The sequence below is a fragment of the Legionella antarctica genome (assembly GCF_011764505.1).
Taxonomy (GTDB): domain Bacteria; phylum Pseudomonadota; class Gammaproteobacteria; order Legionellales; family Legionellaceae; genus Legionella; species Legionella antarctica.
In genome coordinates this window covers 40501-58665 of record NZ_AP022840.1, presented here as the reverse complement: position 1 = coordinate 58665, position 18165 = coordinate 40501, and the positions used below count along the sequence as shown (strand labels likewise).

The window sequence follows — 18165 nt, the reverse complement described above, 5'->3', positions numbered from 1 at the left end:
TCAAAGTAGCCCACTTAGGGTAAATTTTTTTAACTCACTTGTCATCTACTAAATTAAATTTCGGTATAAATTTTTTCCTGTATGACTCCCCATCAAGAACAATTCGATAAGCTTTATTTACGATACGATCTAATGCTGCGTTTGCCATAACCGGATCATAAAATAGCTCCATCCATCCTTCTATTTTACGGTTAGTAGTTATAATTAGCATAGAGTTTACATGGATAGCTGCTATTAAATCATACAGATCAGTGGACTGTTCTGGCGATAATGCTTTCAGCCCGAAGTCATCTAAAATAAGCACATCGTATCGTGAGTAACGTTTAAAAAGCGCAGTCCATGTTTCATCCGCTCTTGCTTGGTGGAACTGATTTAACAGTTCATTCGCTCTTATAAAGCAGACTTTTTTATGTCGTTGACATGCCATTAGACCCAGGGCTTGAGCCAGGTGAGTCTTTCCGGTGCCAACAGGTCCCATGATGATGACATGGTTTTTTTCTTTGATAAACTTCCCTGTCATCAGGGTGCGGATGGCTTGTGTGACTTGTGTTGAATATCGAGCCAGTTCAAAATTTTCAAAACACTGAGGCTCCTCAAATCGAGCTTGCCTTACACGCCCAGCAAGCAATTTTTGTTGACGAGCCTCATCCTCATCCTGAAACAACATTGAGAGCAACTCTTCATAAGAGAGGGACGCTGCGCGAGCCTGTTCTACTCTTGCTAGCAGTGTGTCTGGGATCCCTGTCAAACGTAGTTTTTTTGCAAGCTCTAACATATTGATATCACTCATAATGAGCCTCCATCGTTGAGCTGTAATCACTTGCTGCGCGAATATAGGCAAAGTTCTCATGATTGGCCGAGCGCTTAGTGGAGAATGTTCTCGTGTCTTTTTTATCCAGGCCTTCCGTGAGGATTTTTTTCAATGATTGATGAGTATAATTATCAAATAAAATCGCGCGTAAACATGCATTTTCAAGGCGCTCATTACCGTATTCCTCAACCAAGCGGATGATAGCCTGGGCTTTTCTTAAGCTCGTTCTAGAGCCTTCAGCCAGTACCTTTGTGACCATTTCCTCCGTTGCCTGACCAATTGCTTTGGCCGCTTCAATACAAACGCCAGCAGTATTTTCTAAGTAATACTTTGCAGAATTATGGTAGTCATTGGGATCCGTTTCCCACTGTCCACGCCCGTAGTTACGAATATGGGTCTTAATCAAAGCATGATTCACATAGGCCTGAACGGTCTTCAAGCCAACTCTAATTTTAACCTTTGTCCCGATATGTATCGTTGGCACAGAATAAAAATTACCAGCAACAACAAAATGATGGTCACGATGAACTTGAGCATCCATCCAAATGGGCATATCAAAAGCGCCTGCTGGCAGTGGGTTTAATAAATTAAATTCTTCATTTTTAAATACGTCAATTGGCTTTTCACCAGTGGTACTGCAGATGACGTGCGATACCTTATTAGCGCACCAATCACGTGCAAAGGCGTTCATCGAGGCCAAATCATCATAGGTTATCCCCGCGATAACCTGTTCTTTTACCAATTGAACACTACGCTCAACCTTCCCCTTGTGCTCGGGCGTTCGAGCCTTCGCCGGATCGGCTATAAAGTCATAAAAGCGAGATAACTCTGCATAGGTTTCATTGACCGTTGGATCATAAATATGTGCTTTAATAATTCCCGATTTCAAATTGTCTAAAAGAATGCAGTTGGGCACGCCTCCAAAAAAATGAAAGGCATTGATATGGCTTTGCGCCCATGATTGCTGATTTTGAGAATGTACAAACTCAACATATCGATACCGACTATGTGATAACGTCATAATAAAAGCGTATGTTTTTTTATTATTGATAAACCCAACAAACGCATAGTCAACTTGTGCTTCATGCCCAGGCTTTGTTAACAAATGTACCGTAGCCTTAGGCAACGAGGGGAAATGACGTTCAATATAACGACTAAGACTTCTTCGACTGCTAACAAGACCATTATCGCTTAAAATTCGGTGTATCTGCATATGGGTAATCCACTTCTCAGTGAGGAGTGATGCTATTTTTTCGTGATGCGCCTCAAGTTCTTTTTCTGATTTATTGGGTCTGTTGTTGGCTGTAGTATTAACGATTTTATTATGTATCTGCAAAGCGATAACTTCGAGCTCATCATTGGAAATATCCTCCTGATAACCCAAATCCTTGGCCATTGAAACGTACTTGCGTATGCTCATTCGTGAAACGCTTAGAGACTTTTCAATATTGCGTTGAGTCATCCCTTTTTTGTGCTGATATAGCACCTCTCTAATTTCTGCCATTGTTTTAATCCTCATCTCATAACAAATCCGTTAGTTATTGGTAATGACCAAACTAACACTGTTTATTTGCTACTCAAAGTGGGACTCAGAGATGGCCATGGAGTGGGCCATTAATCGTGGCCAAACCCGACCTTTAGTGGGCTAGTAATCGTGGCCCATGACAACTATCCGTAAAAAACGCGAACCTGAACGATTAAGCGCTTTAACGCAACATAAAGCCTGGCAGATGGAGCGAGATGGGCTGCTTACTCAAATCAAACGTACCGTATATTCGGGTGAAGACAGCGATTATTACAAAGATTTACTCGATGATCTGGTTCATCAAGAGCCAGATATACCCATACAACCCACCCTATACTTTGAAGATGCAACCCAAGAAGCATTGGCAATCCATCTGGCTCATGGTTGGCCAAGTGCCTCTCTTTGGTCAGATGAGGCAGGCATAATCCTCGGCAGTCACAGCATGCAATCGAACCCCATGCGGTTTGTAGCTTTACTCAATCGTTTATGGGAAGGAAAATCCTTTGCTGCCCATCGAAAGACCTCAGAAAGTTTTGTCATCGAGAACAGGCGTCTTACTCTGAACCTGATGATGCAACCCTTATTGCTTAATCAGATGATTAGCCAGGCCACTGGAATCAGCCGTCAAAGTGGTTTTTTGGCGCGCTGCCTTCTCGCCTACCCAGACAGCTCCATGGGAACACGATTTTACCAAGAGCCTCCAGAACAACTGGTCGGTTTGAATGAATACGAGCAACGCATTACTGATTGCCTAAATCAATCACAACGCTTAAACCAGACAGGGTGTATTAATCTACCCATCCTAAAAATGAACCCGCAAGCGAAGCACTTATGGATTCAATTCTTTAACAGCATTGAAGCAGGATTAACTGCCCAGGGACAATGGATGGAAATTAAAGACTTTGCGAGCAAGGCGGCTGAAAATGCAGTGCGTCTTGCCGCCCTCTTCCATCTCTTTTCAGGAAAAACAGGTGACATTAGTGCGGAGCACATTGAACAAGCGATTACCTTAATGCACTGGTACTTGCATGAAGCAAGACGCTTGTTAGAACCACAGTCAACCCAGCCCGATCTTGAAGAGGCCAGAAAGTTACTTGCTTGGCTCTTGGAGCAAAGGCCACAAACCACAACGCCTCGCGACATTTTGCAATTTGGACCCTTGCGTAACAAGACACAAAGAGATAATGCATTAGAAATGCTAATGGAACATCAGTGCATTCGTCTAGTAAAAAACGGGAATAAAACGGATATTGAAATTAATCCCCTGTGTAAATAATCGGAATCGAATCTCAATTCTTGCTACTTTTGCTACATTGAAGCAATTTAGTCTTAAACCACCCCATTTCCTTATTCTAAACAAGCGATTAACCCAACTAATACAACGCCTTAACTTTATTAAGCTAGTTCATAATCACCATAATAAATGTAGCATATTTGATGCTACATCATTGCTACGCATTGCTACACTAAAAAACCATTGCAAAGACATCCTCTTATAGACAAAAGAGGATGTCTCTAGTGCTGGAAAGAGTTATTGGGTGCTGTGATTAAAATGACATCCTAATTTAATATCAATTAGGATGTTCCCAAAAATAATTAAAAGTGCCTGCCAAAATCCATAGATTGATGCAACACCCGAATAACTCCGATACCATAACTTGTGATTTTGAAATAAATTACATGTGAACCGGTATTAAATGCCCTTAAATCCTGACGAACATAATCACATACTCGAGAAATCAAAGGATCATCAGTAAGATGTTGGAAACTGGTTTCGATCGCCAAAATATAATCTTCTGTTCTTTTAATGCCAAATTCGCGCGTACTATATAAATAGATAGACTCAAGATCTTCAATAGCCTTGGGATAAAGGCGATATGTTTTATTTGGCATGGGGAGTTTTCTTCATTCGCTCGAGAAATTCCTGCGCATTCCACATTAGGGGTTCACCGCTTCCTTCCCCTTCATCGATAAGATGACGCAACTGCTCAAGTTTTGATCCGGCTTGTTTTTCACGTAGCAGACGCAACGATTCTCTTAGTACTTCGCTATTACTTCTATAATCACCTGAATCAACAAGAAACTGAACATAATCACGAAGTTCACTACCCAAATCAACGGTCATTGTGCGAGCCATAGATACCTCAGCAATGTAAGCAAATGTCTTACATTCAGTATATAAGACATTTGCTTACATTACAAATTTTGATAGGGCACTGTCATTGAATCTAGATCCAATTGATGAATGAAGAAAATTTTTTTAATTTTCGAACAATTCTTCTATGGTAGATTGTATTTCATCTTGGCTTGGCTTGGCATAACGAAAAATTTCTTTAATGGATACATTGCCACTAAGCTCTTGAGCAAAATGCACACCGTGCTTGTCGGTTACTTTCTTTAAAAAGGTATGTCGCAATTTATGCGGTGTAAATTCAAATTTCTCAGCTTCCGGCAAAAAAGCTAAGGCCTGCTTTAAAACCCGCTGGCATATCCGGTAAACATCCAGTGTCTGCAAGCGGGTTCCATAACGTGTTACAAATAAGGGTTCATCCTCATTAGAATCTCTGGTTTCTAAATATCGATCAAAATATGCTCTACTTTCTTGCGGCAAAGGAATTTTTTGACTAATACGCTTGGACTTATGTCGCATCACTTCACATAAGCCCTTCTGGCGATATTGACCAACATTTAATGAAACCACTTCCGACTCACGCAGTCCTGTACCTAATAGCAAATAGAATAAAGCCGTTTCCATCAACGGATTCTGATTTTTTCGGGTACAACTTTTAATACGTTGCTCACAAGCTGATTTTAATCTCATTAATTGACGCGAAGTTAAACCATTCCAATCCGGTGCATCGGTTTGTAAGTCCTTAACTTGAGCCAAAGGATCACCAGCCATTAATGGTCGTTGTTGGTGTAGCCATCGCCCCACATGACGAATGGTCGCCATCGTTCGATTGATGGAGGTCGCTTTGTAAGGCTTACCTGTTTTTTCTGAAATCGTTTTACACAAATTTTTCTGAAAATGTTTACTGACTGCTGGAGTCCAATTATCTAATAAATCATGCCCTACTTCAGTTTGAAAAAACTGAATGAATTTAGATAAGTCTTTCTTTTTTGCTTGCTCAGTTTTTTCAGGAGCACCTTTCACATGAACTGAGTAATAATAAGACAACCAAGCGGACAAGGAATTGGTATCAAAATGAACATCCAGGGTATGAAAAATCTTATCTATCACAAACTTTTGATTTTTTGAATTTTGGCCATCCAGTAAATTCATAGGGTTCCTTTTTTATTTTCTCCTCATTATACCCTATTTGTGATGGATAAGGTACGTTGAACTAAACCGCCTAGCGGCGGTGGCAACCTCTAAACCCTTGTACACATAGGCCTCAAAGTATTGTTCCAGTTCTAAACAACCCGCGAATCTATATTTGTTCTTTTAAGTGCCAAACTTATAGTGTCTTTGATTCATTATAGAAGGAACTACTATGAGTAAGTTAAGTAACAAAATGAATAATGATATGCTTTTACATGGCTTTAGTTTTAATACAAGAAAGTCATATATTACAAGTATTCGTCGTATGGCTAATTACTATAATCGATCTCCTGATAAAATAAGCAATGATGAAATTGAACAATACCTCTTACATCTTTTAAAAGATAAAAAATTCTCCTATTCAACCTGTAATTGCCTAGTGTCTGCTTTAAAATTTTTTTATGAAAAAACCTTAGGTCATCCAAACACTTCTTTTTGTATCCCTATAGTAAAACAACCACAAAAATTACCGGAGGTTCCTAGCCGTCAAGAGATTCAACAGCTTTTTTCTGTCGCTCATGACGTTAAATACCGAGTTATATTGATGTTAGCCTATGGTTCTGGTTTACGAATTAGTGAGATCGCTAATTTAAAAATTAAAGACATCGATAGCGAACAAATGTGCCTTAAAATAGAACAGGGGAAAGGCCAAAAAGATCGATACACGGTACTACCACCCTGTTTATTAATAGAGTTACGCCAATACTGGAAAGCTTATCATCCTAAAACATGGCTATTTTCTCTTACAGATGGTACTGAGCCAATTACAACGCCTTCTATTCGCCGTATATGGCAACAGATAAAGGAAAAAGCAAACCTCCACCACTGCGGAGGTATTCATGGGCTCAGGCATGCTTTTGCAACGCACATGCTAGAAGATGGGGTCGATTTATATACCATTAAACAACTTTTAGGCCATTCTTCCATCCGCACCACTACACGCTATCTTCGTTTAACCAAACTGCGTTTGGCAGAGACTCCATCACCGCTCGACTCGCTCCTTTTAACCCAAGTACCAAAATCTTAAATCATGCACCAGCCAAAACAACATAGGGGCTTAAAACCACACTTGGAACTTGCTGATATTTTCCGCAATTATAGCCAAACCTATAGGAGTAATCATAAACTGTGCAGCCAACAGTATAAAGCGATACGGGCTATTGTTGCTTGTCGTACTGCTTGTTTAGGAGGTCATCTCTCCCGATGCGATAAATGTTACTACGAATCAATAAGTTATAATTCATGCCGTAACCGCCATTGTCCAAAATGCCAGGCAATGCAAAAGGAACGTTGGATTGATGCACGTACAGAAGAATTATTACCCACAGGATATTTTCATGTTGTTTTTACCCTACCTCACCACATTAATCCTCTTGCTCAAGGAACACCGGAACTCATTTACAATTTATTATTTCAAACGGCACGTGACACATTATTACAATTTAGTGCAAATCCCAAATGGTTAGGTGCTAAACCAAGTATTACTATGGTTCTTCATACTTGGGGACAAAACCTGGAGCAACATATCCATGTGCATTGCATTATAAGTGGTGGTGGATTAACAAAAAATAAGCAATGGAACCATGCTAAAAGAGCATTTCTTTTCCCGATTCGTGCACTATCTAAAGTTTTTAGAGGAAAATACCTGGAACAACTTAAGGTCTTATTAAACAATCGCGAAGTATGTTTACCTAATGGCTCTACTAATAAAGAAACCATTCAACAACTTATCTCATTACTGTACGAAAAGGATTGGATTGTTTATGCTAAACCTCCCTTTGCAGGACCAGAACACGTTCTGAAATACCTTGGACGCTACACCCATCGAATTGCTATTGGAAATCAGCGATTAGTCGCTTTTCAAAATAATACAGTCTCATTTAAATGGCGTGATTACGCAGACAACAGTCAACCAAAAATAATGAAATTAAACGTCAATGAATTTACTCGACGTTACCTGTTGCATGTCTTACCAAAGGGATTTCAACGCTTACGACACTATGGGATTTTAGCAAATCGTTATAAATCCATAAACCTAAAACAAGCACGAATAGCACTTAATCACCCTGAAATGAAGCCAAAGAGAAAAGAAAAAATCCATGACTTAATGCTACGACTGACAGGAATAGACATAACTAATTGTCCACGCTGTGGTTCTGGACGATTAAATATAGTTGAATCGTTTTTAGCTAAGTGGGTCACTCATTCTGGAGATCCTCCAATCGAGTTGGGAGTTATATGAAGATAAATAGTGTACATTTAATAGCTTATAATATTAATGAAGGAGCATGGCTAACTATGGCAGTTTTCGTAAAAAAATCGTCTTCCCTCATTAATCAAGGAAGAACCAACGCAAGAATCTATTTAAAAAAGTATGACCTAGGTGGAAATGCCAACATAAGTACATCTCGTTTAACACAACTGCCCATGATAAATTTAATACAAACCCCATAGTTCTTTACCACAAAATCGGCAGTTTAGCTCAACAAATCTTATAGACTGACACTTAATCCAAAATTAATCGGCAAGATCGCTATGTGTCAGTCTATAAGAATCTAAGTGTTATCTATCTCAAACGAAATCCTAGTAAAAAAATTACACGCTATTTTGAATAACATATGTTATACTTGTTATATATGTAATACATAACACGGGTGATATCATGTTAGCAGTTCGTTTACCAGAAAATCTTGAAGAGCGACTGTCTCAATTGGCAGAGCGAACGCATCGTTCTAAAAGTTATTATGTGAAACAAGCCTTACAAGATTTTCTCGATGAACAAGAAGATCATCTCATCGCCCTTTCTCGCCTGGAAAAGAAAAATCCTCGTATAACTCTTGAAGAAATGGAAAGCCGCCTTGACCTGGAAGATTGAGTTTGATGCTGATGTAGAAAAAGACCTTAAGAAACTTGGTCATACGGCACAGAAAAAAATTTTGAACTATCTTAAAGAAAAGATCGCCTCGACTGATAATCCTCGCTTATTGGGGAAGTCCTTATCAGGCAACCTCTCTGGGTTGTGGCGTTATCGTATTGGGGATTATCGTATTATTGCAAAAATTGAAGACTATCATTTTATAATTCTTGTCGTTCATGTAGGGCATCGAAAAAATGTTTATGATTAAAACAAATCTTGGATTATTAATAAAGGTTCTGTGGAAATTTCGTACCTTGGGGTTCTAACCCTAGTAAAAAAATAAAAGAATTTAACACAAAATTTAGGAACATTCGAACACGACTTAGCGCACGATTCCGGCCGCCTGGACTCCAACCCCCTAAAACAGGAGACTAAGTGAAACAAACACTTCCGGCATTTGTTCCACAGAACCCCTGAAAAACTGAGCATCGATCGTTAATGATAAAAACCAAAACTTATTTAATGGTGCGCGTACTAAATATTGAAAGAACTAGATTGCGGTATATCAGTGTTGATTAATTGTATGGCATTTTCTGCTGTACTGCTATTAGCGATCGCTTCGTATAATGTTTTAGTAATTTCAGATTTATTGGGAGAATCTGACTTCAAAGCCTTTTCAGCAATGTTTTTAATATCTTTATAAGTATTGGCTCGGAGCATTTCTTTGAGATGTTTCGGCATAATTGGTACACCAAACCATCCTTTACCAGCTTTATCAAAGGGAGAGCTTCCTATTAGTTTTTTTAGATCAGTTACTTCAGGCTTCTCTGATCTGTTATTTTGTAACATTGACCAAAATTGCAGAGTGTTCTTCGCTTGGTTACTTGTCTCAGGAATACTCTTCTTTCCTAATTTATCTTTAGCGTCAAGCCAAGCAAGGTTATCTATACTCGGTTCAGGGGCGGAAAAACTATGATTATATGTAGTATCACTAATTACACCCTTGCCACCGCTATATAAACGTTGCTCATAGTCTCTGTTTTTTCTATTAACAGTTTCTTTGGGTGGTGTAATAGCAATATTACAGAAGTTAATTAACATGTTAACTGTGAGTTCGTCTTTTAATGGAACGGTGAATGTATAAAAACTCCCACTATTAGCTTTAAAAGTATATTGTTGTAAGCTTTCCTTTATATCAAATGGAAAATTATCGACGTACTTAGAGTCAATAGAAAAAAATACAGAGGCAGCATCTTCATTTAGTTTTCTAGCCATAGTAATACCAGCTTTTCTCAATGTCTCCATCAATGCACCCGCTAATTTTCTCTCTTTATCAGTCAACATATTTATCTCATAATCCAAACAATTATATATTATAACAATATTTTTGTAGAGTTGAAAAAAAAAATTGACCACCAGGCTACGTAGACTGGACGATGATCTAGTTTCTTTTTTATACCTTAAACTGTTTATTAGGGGTCGTGTGGAACAAATGGACTCACATTAATTGACTCTATCCGAAAATTTCGGCTCACATTAAATGACTTTTAAAAATTTCCTGGCTCACATTATTTGCACTTGGGCTCACAATAATGGTTTATCGCCATGCTCCTCCTACAAGAAAAACGTTCGTTTACGTGATAGAAATCTTATCGCTAGATCCAATTGTCACTTTTCTAAGTCTATGTCAGCAGATTGTCAAAGTGAATGTCAATGATAGGTATAGATGTAAAGGCTCGCAATCATAAAACACTCAACCCGCAAACAGGGCTCAAATTTGACCCAAATTAAATGCGATGATTGCGGGCTGATGTGTTTATAAACGCGAGCCGTTACAGCTATCCATGGGGATGAGGTGTAACCAATACACCTATTGACTGGCAAAATTTCACTAAAAATCTTTTAAAGGATACCGTGTTTAACTCAATCCGATTGGATTGAAATTATTCTATACATTGTGCTCTGAATGAGTATCTTTTTCGTGCGGTTATCTCAATTTGAGGAATTGAATTACTCGCACCAGATACACCATAAATTTCTTCATCAAGCCATAGTTTTTCATCAGTCAATAATTCATTAGACAAACTAATCCACCAACTTTTGGGGAGCTTATCAGTACCATCAGACCATCGATAGTTTCGGCCTTTTAACAAATCCTTCTTATCGAATGGTGCGTTAACTGCACAAATTAGCGTTTCTTTCTTACGAACGTTTACTTTTAATTCCTCAAAAGTTCCTTCACATTGAATTAAAGGATTAAGGGTTGCCCAGCAGTCATTTAACGCCCGATGCCCCTCATAGAAAAAGCCTAATTTCCAATTGATGTAATCCAGTTTAGAACTTTCAATCCCCTTATCCTTCCAATCAATATCACGAATAGTACAGGCAAAAGGTAACGTTTTTATTAGGGTAGAAATAGCTTCTGGAGTTTGTAATTCTAAAAAATTGCGATCAAATCCACTGTTATGACAAATAATAAGGTGCGTTTTTTTTAAGGTTTGAGCTACATGGTTCCAATCAATTGCTTTTCCCTTTACATCTGCATCAGTGATACCCGTTACTTTTATTACTTCTGCCGGAATAGGTTTACCTGGATCGTTAAGTTCATTGTACGAATCAACAATGGCTATAATTCCATCGCCTGTCGAGAAAGAAAAGCTCAGCATTCCAATTTCAAGTATTTCATGTTGGGTAGCATTAAGCCCCATCGTTTCTAAATCAATAATAGTAGCAATAAATTGTTTGGGATCGGTGGCTACTCGATGAGCTAGCGAAGTGGAAATTCGGTTTAATACTTGATAATCGGGATGTTCTGAGACTTCCTGCACAGATACTTCAATCATAGATATACTCAGATAAACAATACTTAAATGATTAGAGCATTATAGTGTCTTTATTAAAACGCGGCACTAATTACTTAAACTATCAAGTTCGATTGGTAACAATAGGGAGTTCAATCCAGCGGCGTATTGCCCAAGGTTTCGAGTATCCTTCGGCAGCCAGTTTAATGGCTGTCGCTCTCATAACAAGCCTCCAATTTTATTTCTATTGTTTACATATGGAGCTACCAGCAATTTTATTTCAACCTCATTTATCATCTAAAGAAAAGACAAATATTATTCACAACGAATAAATTAGACCACTTATATATGGTATAATGCGCACGAATAATACTATTTGCTTAATTATCAAGGAGTTGGATATGAAAAATAGGGTCGTGTTCTTTTTTGTTTTTTTCTGCTTTGCACCATTAACCTGGGCAAATAATCCAACCCAATATACTAATGATAACCTCCCTTTTGAGCAACTCACCGCAACCGACACTGCAAAAAACTCCATTGACGATACATTGAAGTCGTTATCGTTAGCCTCTCTCTATATTGAACTTGTGGTTTCAAGTACCGTACCAAATGGTGAAGAAATACAGAAAGACCAATTTCAAACAAAAAAACACCATGGCGGATCTGAATTATTGATATCAACTGTCGAAATAGGGTTTGGAACAGATCCGATTGTTATAATGAGTGGTCGAGTATTGCCAGAAACATCCCTGGTTAGAAAAGACAGACTATGCAAAAAGCGCGATGGTTCTGTAGGAACCTGCGGCCGAGGAGAGTCCTTAGTCGGATATCGGCGTGTCTGGGATTGTGCAGGCTATGGGAATGGGGAATTTTCTTTACAAATCACATCCAAAGATTACCCCCACAACACGTTGATGGCGAAGCTGTATATACAATAATTAATAAGTAACCAAAAATCCTAAACTGAGCGAGGTATGTCACTGCCATGTCTCGCCTCGACAGCTCTTAGAATATCCAATGACCGCTCTAGATATTCGACCCCTTTAGTTCCTGGGTTTGTTTTCATGATATCAATCTGTTCCTCAAAAAAAGCGGTCATATCAATTTTTGTGTCTTTTGAAACACCTCCAGAACTTAGTATACTAAAGCGATCTATGGTCAACATCATGGACTCTTTTTCTGAAATTTGACCTGATTCTCGAAGCTCAGTAATTAATTCCTCTAACTCGTTAGGTGTCATATGGTGTACGTCATATTGATTGATTGTTTGCTTGGCCGTAGTTTCTATCGGGGTGGCCGATGGTTGGTTCTTACTTAATTTTTCTGATTTATTAGATAAATTAGATATGTTTTGTTCAGGGTTTAGTAAATTATTAATTTGCATCATATAACTCCTGTATATTTAATCAATCCTTTATAGAGCACCAATATTCATGATGGATTATCAGCACGCTCCAACTAAGCTATTAACTCTAATCTAATTTGAACCTTGATTTCAATTAGATAGTTAACACAACAACAATGTCTCTATGTAACAAAATGAAGAGGATACCCGATGAGATCTCAGTGCTCTCTACTTTTATTAAGTTTATATTATATTTAGACTGAGACAATAATTTAGAAAAAAAATTATAAGTACATGCATAGAGTCTCAAATAAGCGACGATTATGAGACATAAGATACCAGTGACCCGATAGAACATTTAGTAAGGGGCAAGAATCACTACAGGTAAATCAGACCATCGCGTAGTATAGGCTGGTGATTTAAGCTCGGCTCGCATCGCCCAGGGTTTGGAGTAGCCCTCTGCCGCCAGGCGAATGGTGCTGCGACCAAATTTTTGATTAATTTTATCAAAGAGTGACATTAATTGTTCTGTCTTTTCTAAAGTCTCATCACTGGGCTGATGAAACATATCCAGCTGTCTTGGGTCTTTCGGAATCAAATCCTCTAAACACACCCCTGCTTTTTTATAGTGATAACCGGGTTTAAAAATACGACCCAAACATTTTTTTGCAAATCTGGTGATGATACGCAAATCATCTGTGGGGTTGATAAAGTTCACTTCAATGGATTGAAAGTGCTGTGCCAAATCCTCTCGAAACCTATTGGTATGAACAAAAACATACATGCGTTGGGCAACTAATTGCTGTTGTCTTAATTTCTCCACTGCCCGCGCACAATGACTGCTTAAGGATTGCGCAACACTTGAGTACTGGGTTTGCATCTGTCCAAAACTTTTGGAAGACATAATGCTTTGCTTTGGTTGTGCCTCTTCAAGTCCGCCACAAGGGATTCCTTGTAACTCCATCGCGGTGCGCATCATCACCACATTAAATTGTTTTTTTAGCAGATGAGCATTGGTAGAGGCTAAATCAAAAGCGGTATGTATACCTCGGTTGATTAGTTTTTTACTCCATTGCCGCCCTATCCCCCATACATCCCCTACTGCTATTTGTTTTAGAATAAATTCTCGTTGAGCGCTCACATTGAAAACAGGAGTCTTAAAGACTTTTTTGCAACAATGATTAGCAATCTTTGCCAGTGTTTTTGTTTGGCCAATCCCAACAGATGTGGGAATACCAGTTTCCTTTAAAATCTTTTTTTGCAGTGCAACACAAAAGGCATCATGTTGATTAACAGGCATGGTACTTAAATCAAGAAACGCTTCATCAATGGAATAAATCTCACAATGTGGCCACGCCTCTTCAATCGTTGTCATCACGCGATGTGATAAGTCACCATACAAAGTGTAATTAGAGGAGAAAACAAAAACCTGATGGTGTTTACATAGTGCTTTAATTTTAAAAAAAGGCTCTCCCATAGCAATTCCCAGAGCCTTGGATTCATTAGAGCGAGCAATCACACATCCATCGTTATTTGATAAAACAATAATCGGTTTATCGCGCAAGTCTGGGCGAAACAAACGCTCACATGATGCATAGAAATTATTACAATCAATTAAGGCATACATGATTAGATAGGCTCATGTAAAACAAGGGTTACAACCCCCCAAATCACTACATCCTGCTCATCAGTTATATCAATAGGCTTGTATTTGGAATTGGCAGGCAGCAATTGCACCCTCCCCTTTTTTCGTGATAATCGTTTTACCGTTAATTCACCGTTAACTGCCGCAATAACAATTTTTCCATCAACTGCCTCTAAACTTTTATCAACAATCAGGACATCACCAGAGTATATGCCCGCATCAACCATAGAATCGCCGGTTGCGGTCACCAAAAAAGTAGCCGAAGGATGTTTAATATATTCCGCATTTAAATCCAGATAACGTTCAATATAATCATCTGCAGGCGATGGAAATCCTGCCTGCACTTTGCTCGAATACAAGGGCAAGGAACTAAACGGTTTCTGCTGCTCTAATGAGGCTTTAATGTCCGAGAGACGCGAAACTGGAATACGAATTTGTTTCGTGGATTCAAAACCAAATTTACCATATCCTTTAGGCCTTCCTGCCCCCTGTCTTTTTCCACCTCTAGGCATAGACGCCTCTTTTTTTGATTATTGGTTCAATAATCATAGATTGAACAAATCAAGTTGTAAATGCTCCATGTGATACTGCACCTTCAAATGGAAGGTAAGCATACGATTCTATTGGAAAACTATTTTTTTCGATTCAATGCTAAAGGATGAATTGCAGCGGGAAAATCAAAAGTCGCCGTATTCATTTCTCGAGTGACCGGATAGGGGTCCTGTGGAAGAACTGACAAAAAGTGGGATTTCAAGATTAGGCCCAACAATCCGTGCAATTTTATAGCAAATAGTTAAAAATGCACGCGTTACTTAAGTAACTTTCCAAAAATGCTGTTTTAAATGTTTTTCCAGTTCCTCAACCATTGCTGCAATATTAATATCACCATTACTTTTTTTAAAACTGTACTTTCCGGTAAAGGCAATATGCGCCCAAGCAATAGGTGATATTCTAATAAACTCATCAATAATGTCTTGGCTAACCCCTTCTTTAAGCATTTTTTCATAAATAGTATTCAAAATAATACCGTTGTAGGCAATGATGCAGTTTGCAACAAGTCTTACTGCATGTGCGCTGACTCGATTGTTAACAATTTTCTTTCCCTTAAAGACCCCACGATAAACTTTCCTAATGAGACCTTGCAATTGGTGATAAGCCTCTGTCCGATTTCTTGCCGCACGTATGGCCTTCCTAAGCGCCATGTTATCTATTAAATTTAATACATGCGTACTTTTTAATATTTTATTGTACTCAAAAAGTGCTTTTTTTAATCTTCCATACCGAGCAGAAGAATTTATTTTTTTAACGATGATGCTCTGAGTATTTTCCTGCAGAAGTAAGGAGAGTAAAACCCGTAATATCCCTCTTTCCTCAGCTTGAATCAGGCTTTTATCAATGATCCCACTAGGACGAATAATTCCAGTGTAGTTATCAACTGATTTAACCGAAAACAAGTCATTTGTCGCTTCTTTAACATTTTTTATACTTGGAACATATTCAATATCTATTGAATCCAGTATAACAAAATTGAGTTGATTTAAAGAGTGGTTGTCTCCAGTCACCATGTCAATATCAATGTCTGTCTTATTGCCAAAGATTACATCATAGAGACAGTGTCCTTCATACTCATTAGGCCCAATATTCTTGGCATTCACAGCAACAAAATTAGCAATTAATGTGTACACAGAAAGCCCTGGTTCTTTGCCAAGAAATTTTTTTGAATATCTTGACTGAATTGTACTTTCACTAGTTGGAAGCTTTTGTCCGTCTGCATCAGCTAATAATTGTAAATCCATTAAATTCCATTGTTTAAAAATAGGCAATGAATGGAGTAGATTGCTTGCTATATCATTCGCAGGGCATAAGGTATCCACACGAATGAAATCTTCATGAGTTGATCGCAAAAGATTATGGCTAAGATCTGACATATCAGCCATTTTTTCCTCACCAATACCAAAGGCATCGGACAGTACGCACGCATTAACAACCAAAGGAACAGGCTTTCTTTTTTTATGATAACGGGTTTTCATGTGGGTAAATGCACGCCACATATCAACGTGATTACCAATATGCATAGTAATATCAGGGATTTCTACTTGTGTGAGGGTCTTAAAAAAAGCATCATCTAGCTTATCCAGGCTATCGTAGCCTAGACTCCACTCTTGCTCACCAGATTTAGTTTCTTTTATCAGAAATCCAGGATTTTCGCCAAGACTAATGCGTTTTGTTGCCCTATCCCACGTGTTATCCAGTACGTTAAGCACTTCATCTAAGTGCTCACTGCAATAGATTGGAATATTTGGATAACCAAATTCATGGGCTATTTTTTCTACATCATCCACTAACGCATCATCAATTAAATCATGGTCTATGTCACAATAAGAGACACTTTCATTGCAACAGAGCAGTCCTTTATCTAAACGACGATACATTTTTTGATAGACAAAAAATTCAAATAAATGGGGATCTACCTGTTCATCAGTTGGATTTTCTTTCAAGTAAAGAATCATTGTTTTAGAGATGGTGTCCTCCAAATCCTTGTCAGCTTAAATGATGATGGACTTTTATCAGCACCATAATGTTTTTTGAGTAAATCGATAAGCTTCATAATATCGCTGTCTTTTTTATAAAATACGAGCGGTACTGCTAACATAATAGGCCGGAGATACAATGCAATTTGCCTTGATGATTCCAGATAAAATGCCCATTTAGCTGCTTTTTTATCAAATACACTGCCTTCCAAAAATTGTGCAAGGGCAGGGAACTGTTCCTCTGGTAAAATATTATAAGCTTGGTGGTTTAGCTCATCATGGGTTAAATTCTGCTTGCGATTTGGAAACCATTTTAGAAATCGAGCCAATTTTGGTAAGTCAACAACTAAACCAGAACTATGCTCAGTCATTGCCTTTTCAGCATATATTTTACCCTCATTCATTATACCTCTGGTGTGATATATAAAGCTGGTAATTAAGTGATCCATAATTTGTTGATAACGATGATATACAAAACACAGAGCTTGAAGCCATTGTTGTGGCTTACTTAAACGTCTGAGCCTAGAAGCAGCGTATTGTTCCGCTAAATCAGCATAATAGCGAATAGAATTCTTGGATATTTTGAGTCTTGGGAGGAAGTTTTTTGCAAAATCATATAATTCGACAAGTCCCAATGCCTTATCTACCTCAGCCTTGATAGCCTTATATTTAAAATTCTTCTGATCCAACCGTATTACATTCAATGGAGTTATCCCATCCTCTTTATTGATTAAAACCGACAGTTGTTCTTTTTTTGATTCTGGAATAACTGAAATAAGTTCATCAAGTCGAGCATCTTCCATTGAATATGCATTGGTAAACATATCCTGTATGGTGCGATACGAAGGTAAAACAATCTGTTGACTACTAAAGTAGTTTAATAATTGTCGTAGAGCATCATGTCCTTTAGGGTAAAGTTTGATCAACTCACTTAAATGAAGCTGAATTTTGGACTCATGCATTGGCTGCCAATCTTTAAAGCCAAACAACAAGAGAATATCAGTTTTTTGTTTTTGATAAGTTTTAAAATCGATTTGACCTGTAAGTCCCAGTAGGCGTTCCCCGAAATATTTTCCTAAAATAAATTGTGAGTTATTATCTTGGCCTAAATTAAATTTATAAAACTGTTGCTTGGCCTTAAAATAGCCAAGCAATCGAATAAAATAAATCTGTGCCTTCGTAGTGCGATATTTTTTGACGATGAGCATTTCCTCATCCGTTATTGAAAAATACAACTCTCGTTCAGCTTTATTAAATTCAGGGATAGCATAAATGGCTTCAATTTCTTGATCAGATAACAGGTTTATTCGATTAGGGCTATACATTAA

Annotated in this window: 18 protein-coding genes; 6 read left to right on the top strand and 12 right to left on the bottom strand. The window is 38.1% G+C overall.

The window, feature by feature from the left end:
* Nucleotides 1-34: 34 nt before the first annotated feature.
* Together istB and istA are read right to left on the bottom strand one after the other, a co-directional pair.
* The gene (gene istB, locus HRS36_RS17905) at nt 35-790 is read right to left on the bottom strand and encodes an IS21-like element helper ATPase IstB (protein ID WP_173235440.1); all 756 of its coding nucleotides are present in this window, start codon (nt 788-790) and stop codon (nt 35-37) included.
* A complete protein-coding gene (gene istA / locus HRS36_RS17900) occupies nt 783-2330 on the bottom strand; it encodes an IS21 family transposase (protein ID WP_173235442.1) in 1548 nt (515 codons plus the stop codon). Before istA ends, istB begins: the two co-directional genes overlap by 8 nt.
* Before the next feature lie 142 nt (nt 2331-2472).
* Between istA and HRS36_RS17895 the strand changes: the two genes are divergently transcribed.
* Nucleotides 2473-3612 (top strand): YfjI family protein, encoded by a 1140-nt coding sequence (locus HRS36_RS17895; protein ID WP_173238617.1) that lies wholly within the window; start codon nt 2473-2475, stop codon nt 3610-3612.
* Between the two features lie 320 nt (nt 3613-3932).
* On the opposite strand, the gene HRS36_RS17890 is transcribed toward HRS36_RS17895, so the two are convergent.
* The 3 genes from HRS36_RS17890 to HRS36_RS17880 all read right to left on the bottom strand — a co-directional run bounded on the left by HRS36_RS17890 (nt 3933) and on the right by HRS36_RS17880 (nt 5619).
* Nucleotides 3933-4229 (bottom strand): type II toxin-antitoxin system RelE/ParE family toxin, encoded by a 297-nt coding sequence (locus HRS36_RS17890; RefSeq protein WP_173238616.1) that lies wholly within the window; start codon nt 4227-4229, stop codon nt 3933-3935.
* Complete coding sequence (locus tag HRS36_RS17885) at nt 4219-4473, bottom strand: type II toxin-antitoxin system ParD family antitoxin (protein WP_173238615.1); 255 nt, start codon at nt 4471-4473, stop codon at nt 4219-4221. The genes HRS36_RS17890 and HRS36_RS17885 overlap by 11 nt, the downstream gene beginning before the upstream one ends.
* A 123-nt stretch (nt 4474-4596) precedes the next feature.
* The gene (locus tag HRS36_RS17880) at nt 4597-5619 is read right to left on the bottom strand and encodes a tyrosine-type recombinase/integrase (RefSeq protein ID WP_173238614.1); all 1023 of its coding nucleotides are present in this window, start codon (nt 5617-5619) and stop codon (nt 4597-4599) included.
* Between the two features lie 211 nt (nt 5620-5830).
* On the opposite strand from HRS36_RS17880, the gene HRS36_RS17875 reads away from it, so the two are divergent.
* The 4 genes from HRS36_RS17875 (at nt 5831) to HRS36_RS17860 (ending at nt 8783) form a co-directional block, all read left to right on the top strand.
* The gene (locus HRS36_RS17875; RefSeq protein ID WP_173238370.1) at nt 5831-6685 is read left to right on the top strand and encodes a tyrosine-type recombinase/integrase; all 855 of its coding nucleotides are present in this window, start codon (nt 5831-5833) and stop codon (nt 6683-6685) included.
* A gap of 3 nt (nt 6686-6688) precedes the next feature.
* Nucleotides 6689-7900 carry an IS91 family transposase gene (locus HRS36_RS17870; protein ID WP_197933200.1) on the top strand — a complete coding sequence of 404 codons (1212 nt, stop codon included), beginning with the start codon at nt 6689-6691 and terminating at the stop codon, nt 7898-7900.
* A gap of 420 nt (nt 7901-8320) precedes the next feature.
* Complete coding sequence (gene relB, locus HRS36_RS17865) at nt 8321-8533, top strand: type II toxin-antitoxin system RelB family antitoxin (RefSeq protein WP_173238613.1); 213 nt, start codon at nt 8321-8323, stop codon at nt 8531-8533.
* Nucleotides 8517-8783: a type II toxin-antitoxin system RelE family toxin gene (locus tag HRS36_RS17860; RefSeq protein ID WP_173238612.1), complete on the top strand. Its 267-nt coding sequence runs from the start codon at nt 8517-8519 to the stop codon at nt 8781-8783. Before relB ends, HRS36_RS17860 begins: the two co-directional genes overlap by 17 nt.
* Before the next feature lie 266 nt (nt 8784-9049).
* Here HRS36_RS17860 and HRS36_RS17855 read toward each other — a convergent pair whose 3' ends face one another.
* Both HRS36_RS17855 and HRS36_RS17850 read right to left on the bottom strand, forming a co-directional pair.
* Nucleotides 9050-9859 carry a hypothetical protein gene (locus HRS36_RS17855; protein ID WP_173238611.1) on the bottom strand — a complete coding sequence of 270 codons (810 nt, stop codon included), beginning with the start codon at nt 9857-9859 and terminating at the stop codon, nt 9050-9052.
* Between the two features lie 599 nt (nt 9860-10458).
* Nucleotides 10459-11358: a 3'-5' exonuclease gene (locus HRS36_RS17850; RefSeq protein WP_173238610.1), complete on the bottom strand. Its 900-nt coding sequence runs from the start codon at nt 11356-11358 to the stop codon at nt 10459-10461.
* Nucleotides 11359-11717: 359 nt separating this feature from the next.
* On the opposite strand from HRS36_RS17850, the gene HRS36_RS17845 reads away from it, so the two are divergent.
* A complete protein-coding gene (locus HRS36_RS17845) occupies nt 11718-12254 on the top strand; it encodes a DUF4879 domain-containing protein (protein WP_173238609.1) in 537 nt (178 codons plus the stop codon).
* 20 nt (nt 12255-12274) lie between these two features.
* On the opposite strand, the gene HRS36_RS17840 is transcribed toward HRS36_RS17845, so the two are convergent.
* The 5 genes from HRS36_RS17840 to HRS36_RS18775 form a co-directional block, all read right to left on the bottom strand.
* The gene (locus tag HRS36_RS17840) at nt 12275-12703 is read right to left on the bottom strand and encodes a hypothetical protein (RefSeq protein ID WP_173238608.1); all 429 of its coding nucleotides are present in this window, start codon (nt 12701-12703) and stop codon (nt 12275-12277) included.
* Between the two features lie 316 nt (nt 12704-13019).
* Nucleotides 13020-14288, bottom strand: a complete 1269-nt coding sequence (locus tag HRS36_RS17835; RefSeq protein ID WP_173238607.1) for a Y-family DNA polymerase — start codon at nt 14286-14288, stop codon at nt 13020-13022.
* Nucleotides 14289-14290: 2 nt separating this feature from the next.
* Nucleotides 14291-14818: a LexA family protein gene (locus tag HRS36_RS17830; protein WP_173238606.1), complete on the bottom strand. Its 528-nt coding sequence runs from the start codon at nt 14816-14818 to the stop codon at nt 14291-14293.
* Between the two features lie 300 nt (nt 14819-15118).
* Nucleotides 15119-16804 (bottom strand): Tn3 family transposase, encoded by a 1686-nt coding sequence (locus HRS36_RS18780; protein ID WP_226905519.1) that lies wholly within the window; start codon nt 16802-16804, stop codon nt 15119-15121.
* Between the two features lie 8 nt (nt 16805-16812).
* A complete protein-coding gene (locus HRS36_RS18775) occupies nt 16813-18162 on the bottom strand; it encodes a DUF4158 domain-containing protein (RefSeq protein WP_226905520.1) in 1350 nt (449 codons plus the stop codon).
* Nucleotides 18163-18165 lie beyond the last annotated feature (3 nt).

What these genes read in the sequence shown, in the direction of transcription:
- istB (WP_173235440.1), bottom strand. Translation starts at nt 790, where the DNA reads ATGAGTGATATCAATATGTTAGAGCTTGCAAAAAAACTACGTTTGACA.
- istA (WP_173235442.1), bottom strand. Translation starts at nt 2,330, where the DNA reads ATGAGGATTAAAACAATGGCAGAAATTAGAGAGGTGCTATATCAGCAC.
- HRS36_RS17895 (WP_173238617.1), top strand. Translation starts at nt 2,473, where the DNA reads ATGACAACTATCCGTAAAAAACGCGAACCTGAACGATTAAGCGCTTTA.
- HRS36_RS17890 (WP_173238616.1), bottom strand. Translation starts at nt 4,229, where the DNA reads ATGCCAAATAAAACATATCGCCTTTATCCCAAGGCTATTGAAGATCTT.
- HRS36_RS17885 (WP_173238615.1), bottom strand. Translation starts at nt 4,473, where the DNA reads ATGGCTCGCACAATGACCGTTGATTTGGGTAGTGAACTTCGTGATTAT.
- HRS36_RS17880 (WP_173238614.1), bottom strand. Translation starts at nt 5,619, where the DNA reads ATGAATTTACTGGATGGCCAAAATTCAAAAAATCAAAAGTTTGTGATA.
- HRS36_RS17875 (WP_173238370.1), top strand. Translation starts at nt 5,831, where the DNA reads ATGAGTAAGTTAAGTAACAAAATGAATAATGATATGCTTTTACATGGC.
- HRS36_RS17870 (WP_197933200.1), top strand. Translation starts at nt 6,689, where the DNA reads ATGCACCAGCCAAAACAACATAGGGGCTTAAAACCACACTTGGAACTT.
- relB (WP_173238613.1), top strand. Translation starts at nt 8,321, where the DNA reads ATGTTAGCAGTTCGTTTACCAGAAAATCTTGAAGAGCGACTGTCTCAA.
- HRS36_RS17855 (WP_173238611.1), bottom strand. Translation starts at nt 9,859, where the DNA reads ATGTTGACTGATAAAGAGAGAAAATTAGCGGGTGCATTGATGGAGACA.
- HRS36_RS17850 (WP_173238610.1), bottom strand. Translation starts at nt 11,358, where the DNA reads ATGATTGAAGTATCTGTGCAGGAAGTCTCAGAACATCCCGATTATCAA.
- HRS36_RS17845 (WP_173238609.1), top strand. Translation starts at nt 11,718, where the DNA reads ATGAAAAATAGGGTCGTGTTCTTTTTTGTTTTTTTCTGCTTTGCACCA.
- HRS36_RS17840 (WP_173238608.1), bottom strand. Translation starts at nt 12,703, where the DNA reads ATGATGCAAATTAATAATTTACTAAACCCTGAACAAAACATATCTAAT.
- HRS36_RS17835 (WP_173238607.1), bottom strand. Translation starts at nt 14,288, where the DNA reads ATGTATGCCTTAATTGATTGTAATAATTTCTATGCATCATGTGAGCGT.
- HRS36_RS17830 (WP_173238606.1), bottom strand. Translation starts at nt 14,818, where the DNA reads ATGCCTAGAGGTGGAAAAAGACAGGGGGCAGGAAGGCCTAAAGGATAT.
- HRS36_RS18775 (WP_226905520.1), bottom strand. Translation starts at nt 18,162, where the DNA reads ATGTATAGCCCTAATCGAATAAACCTGTTATCTGATCAAGAAATTGAA.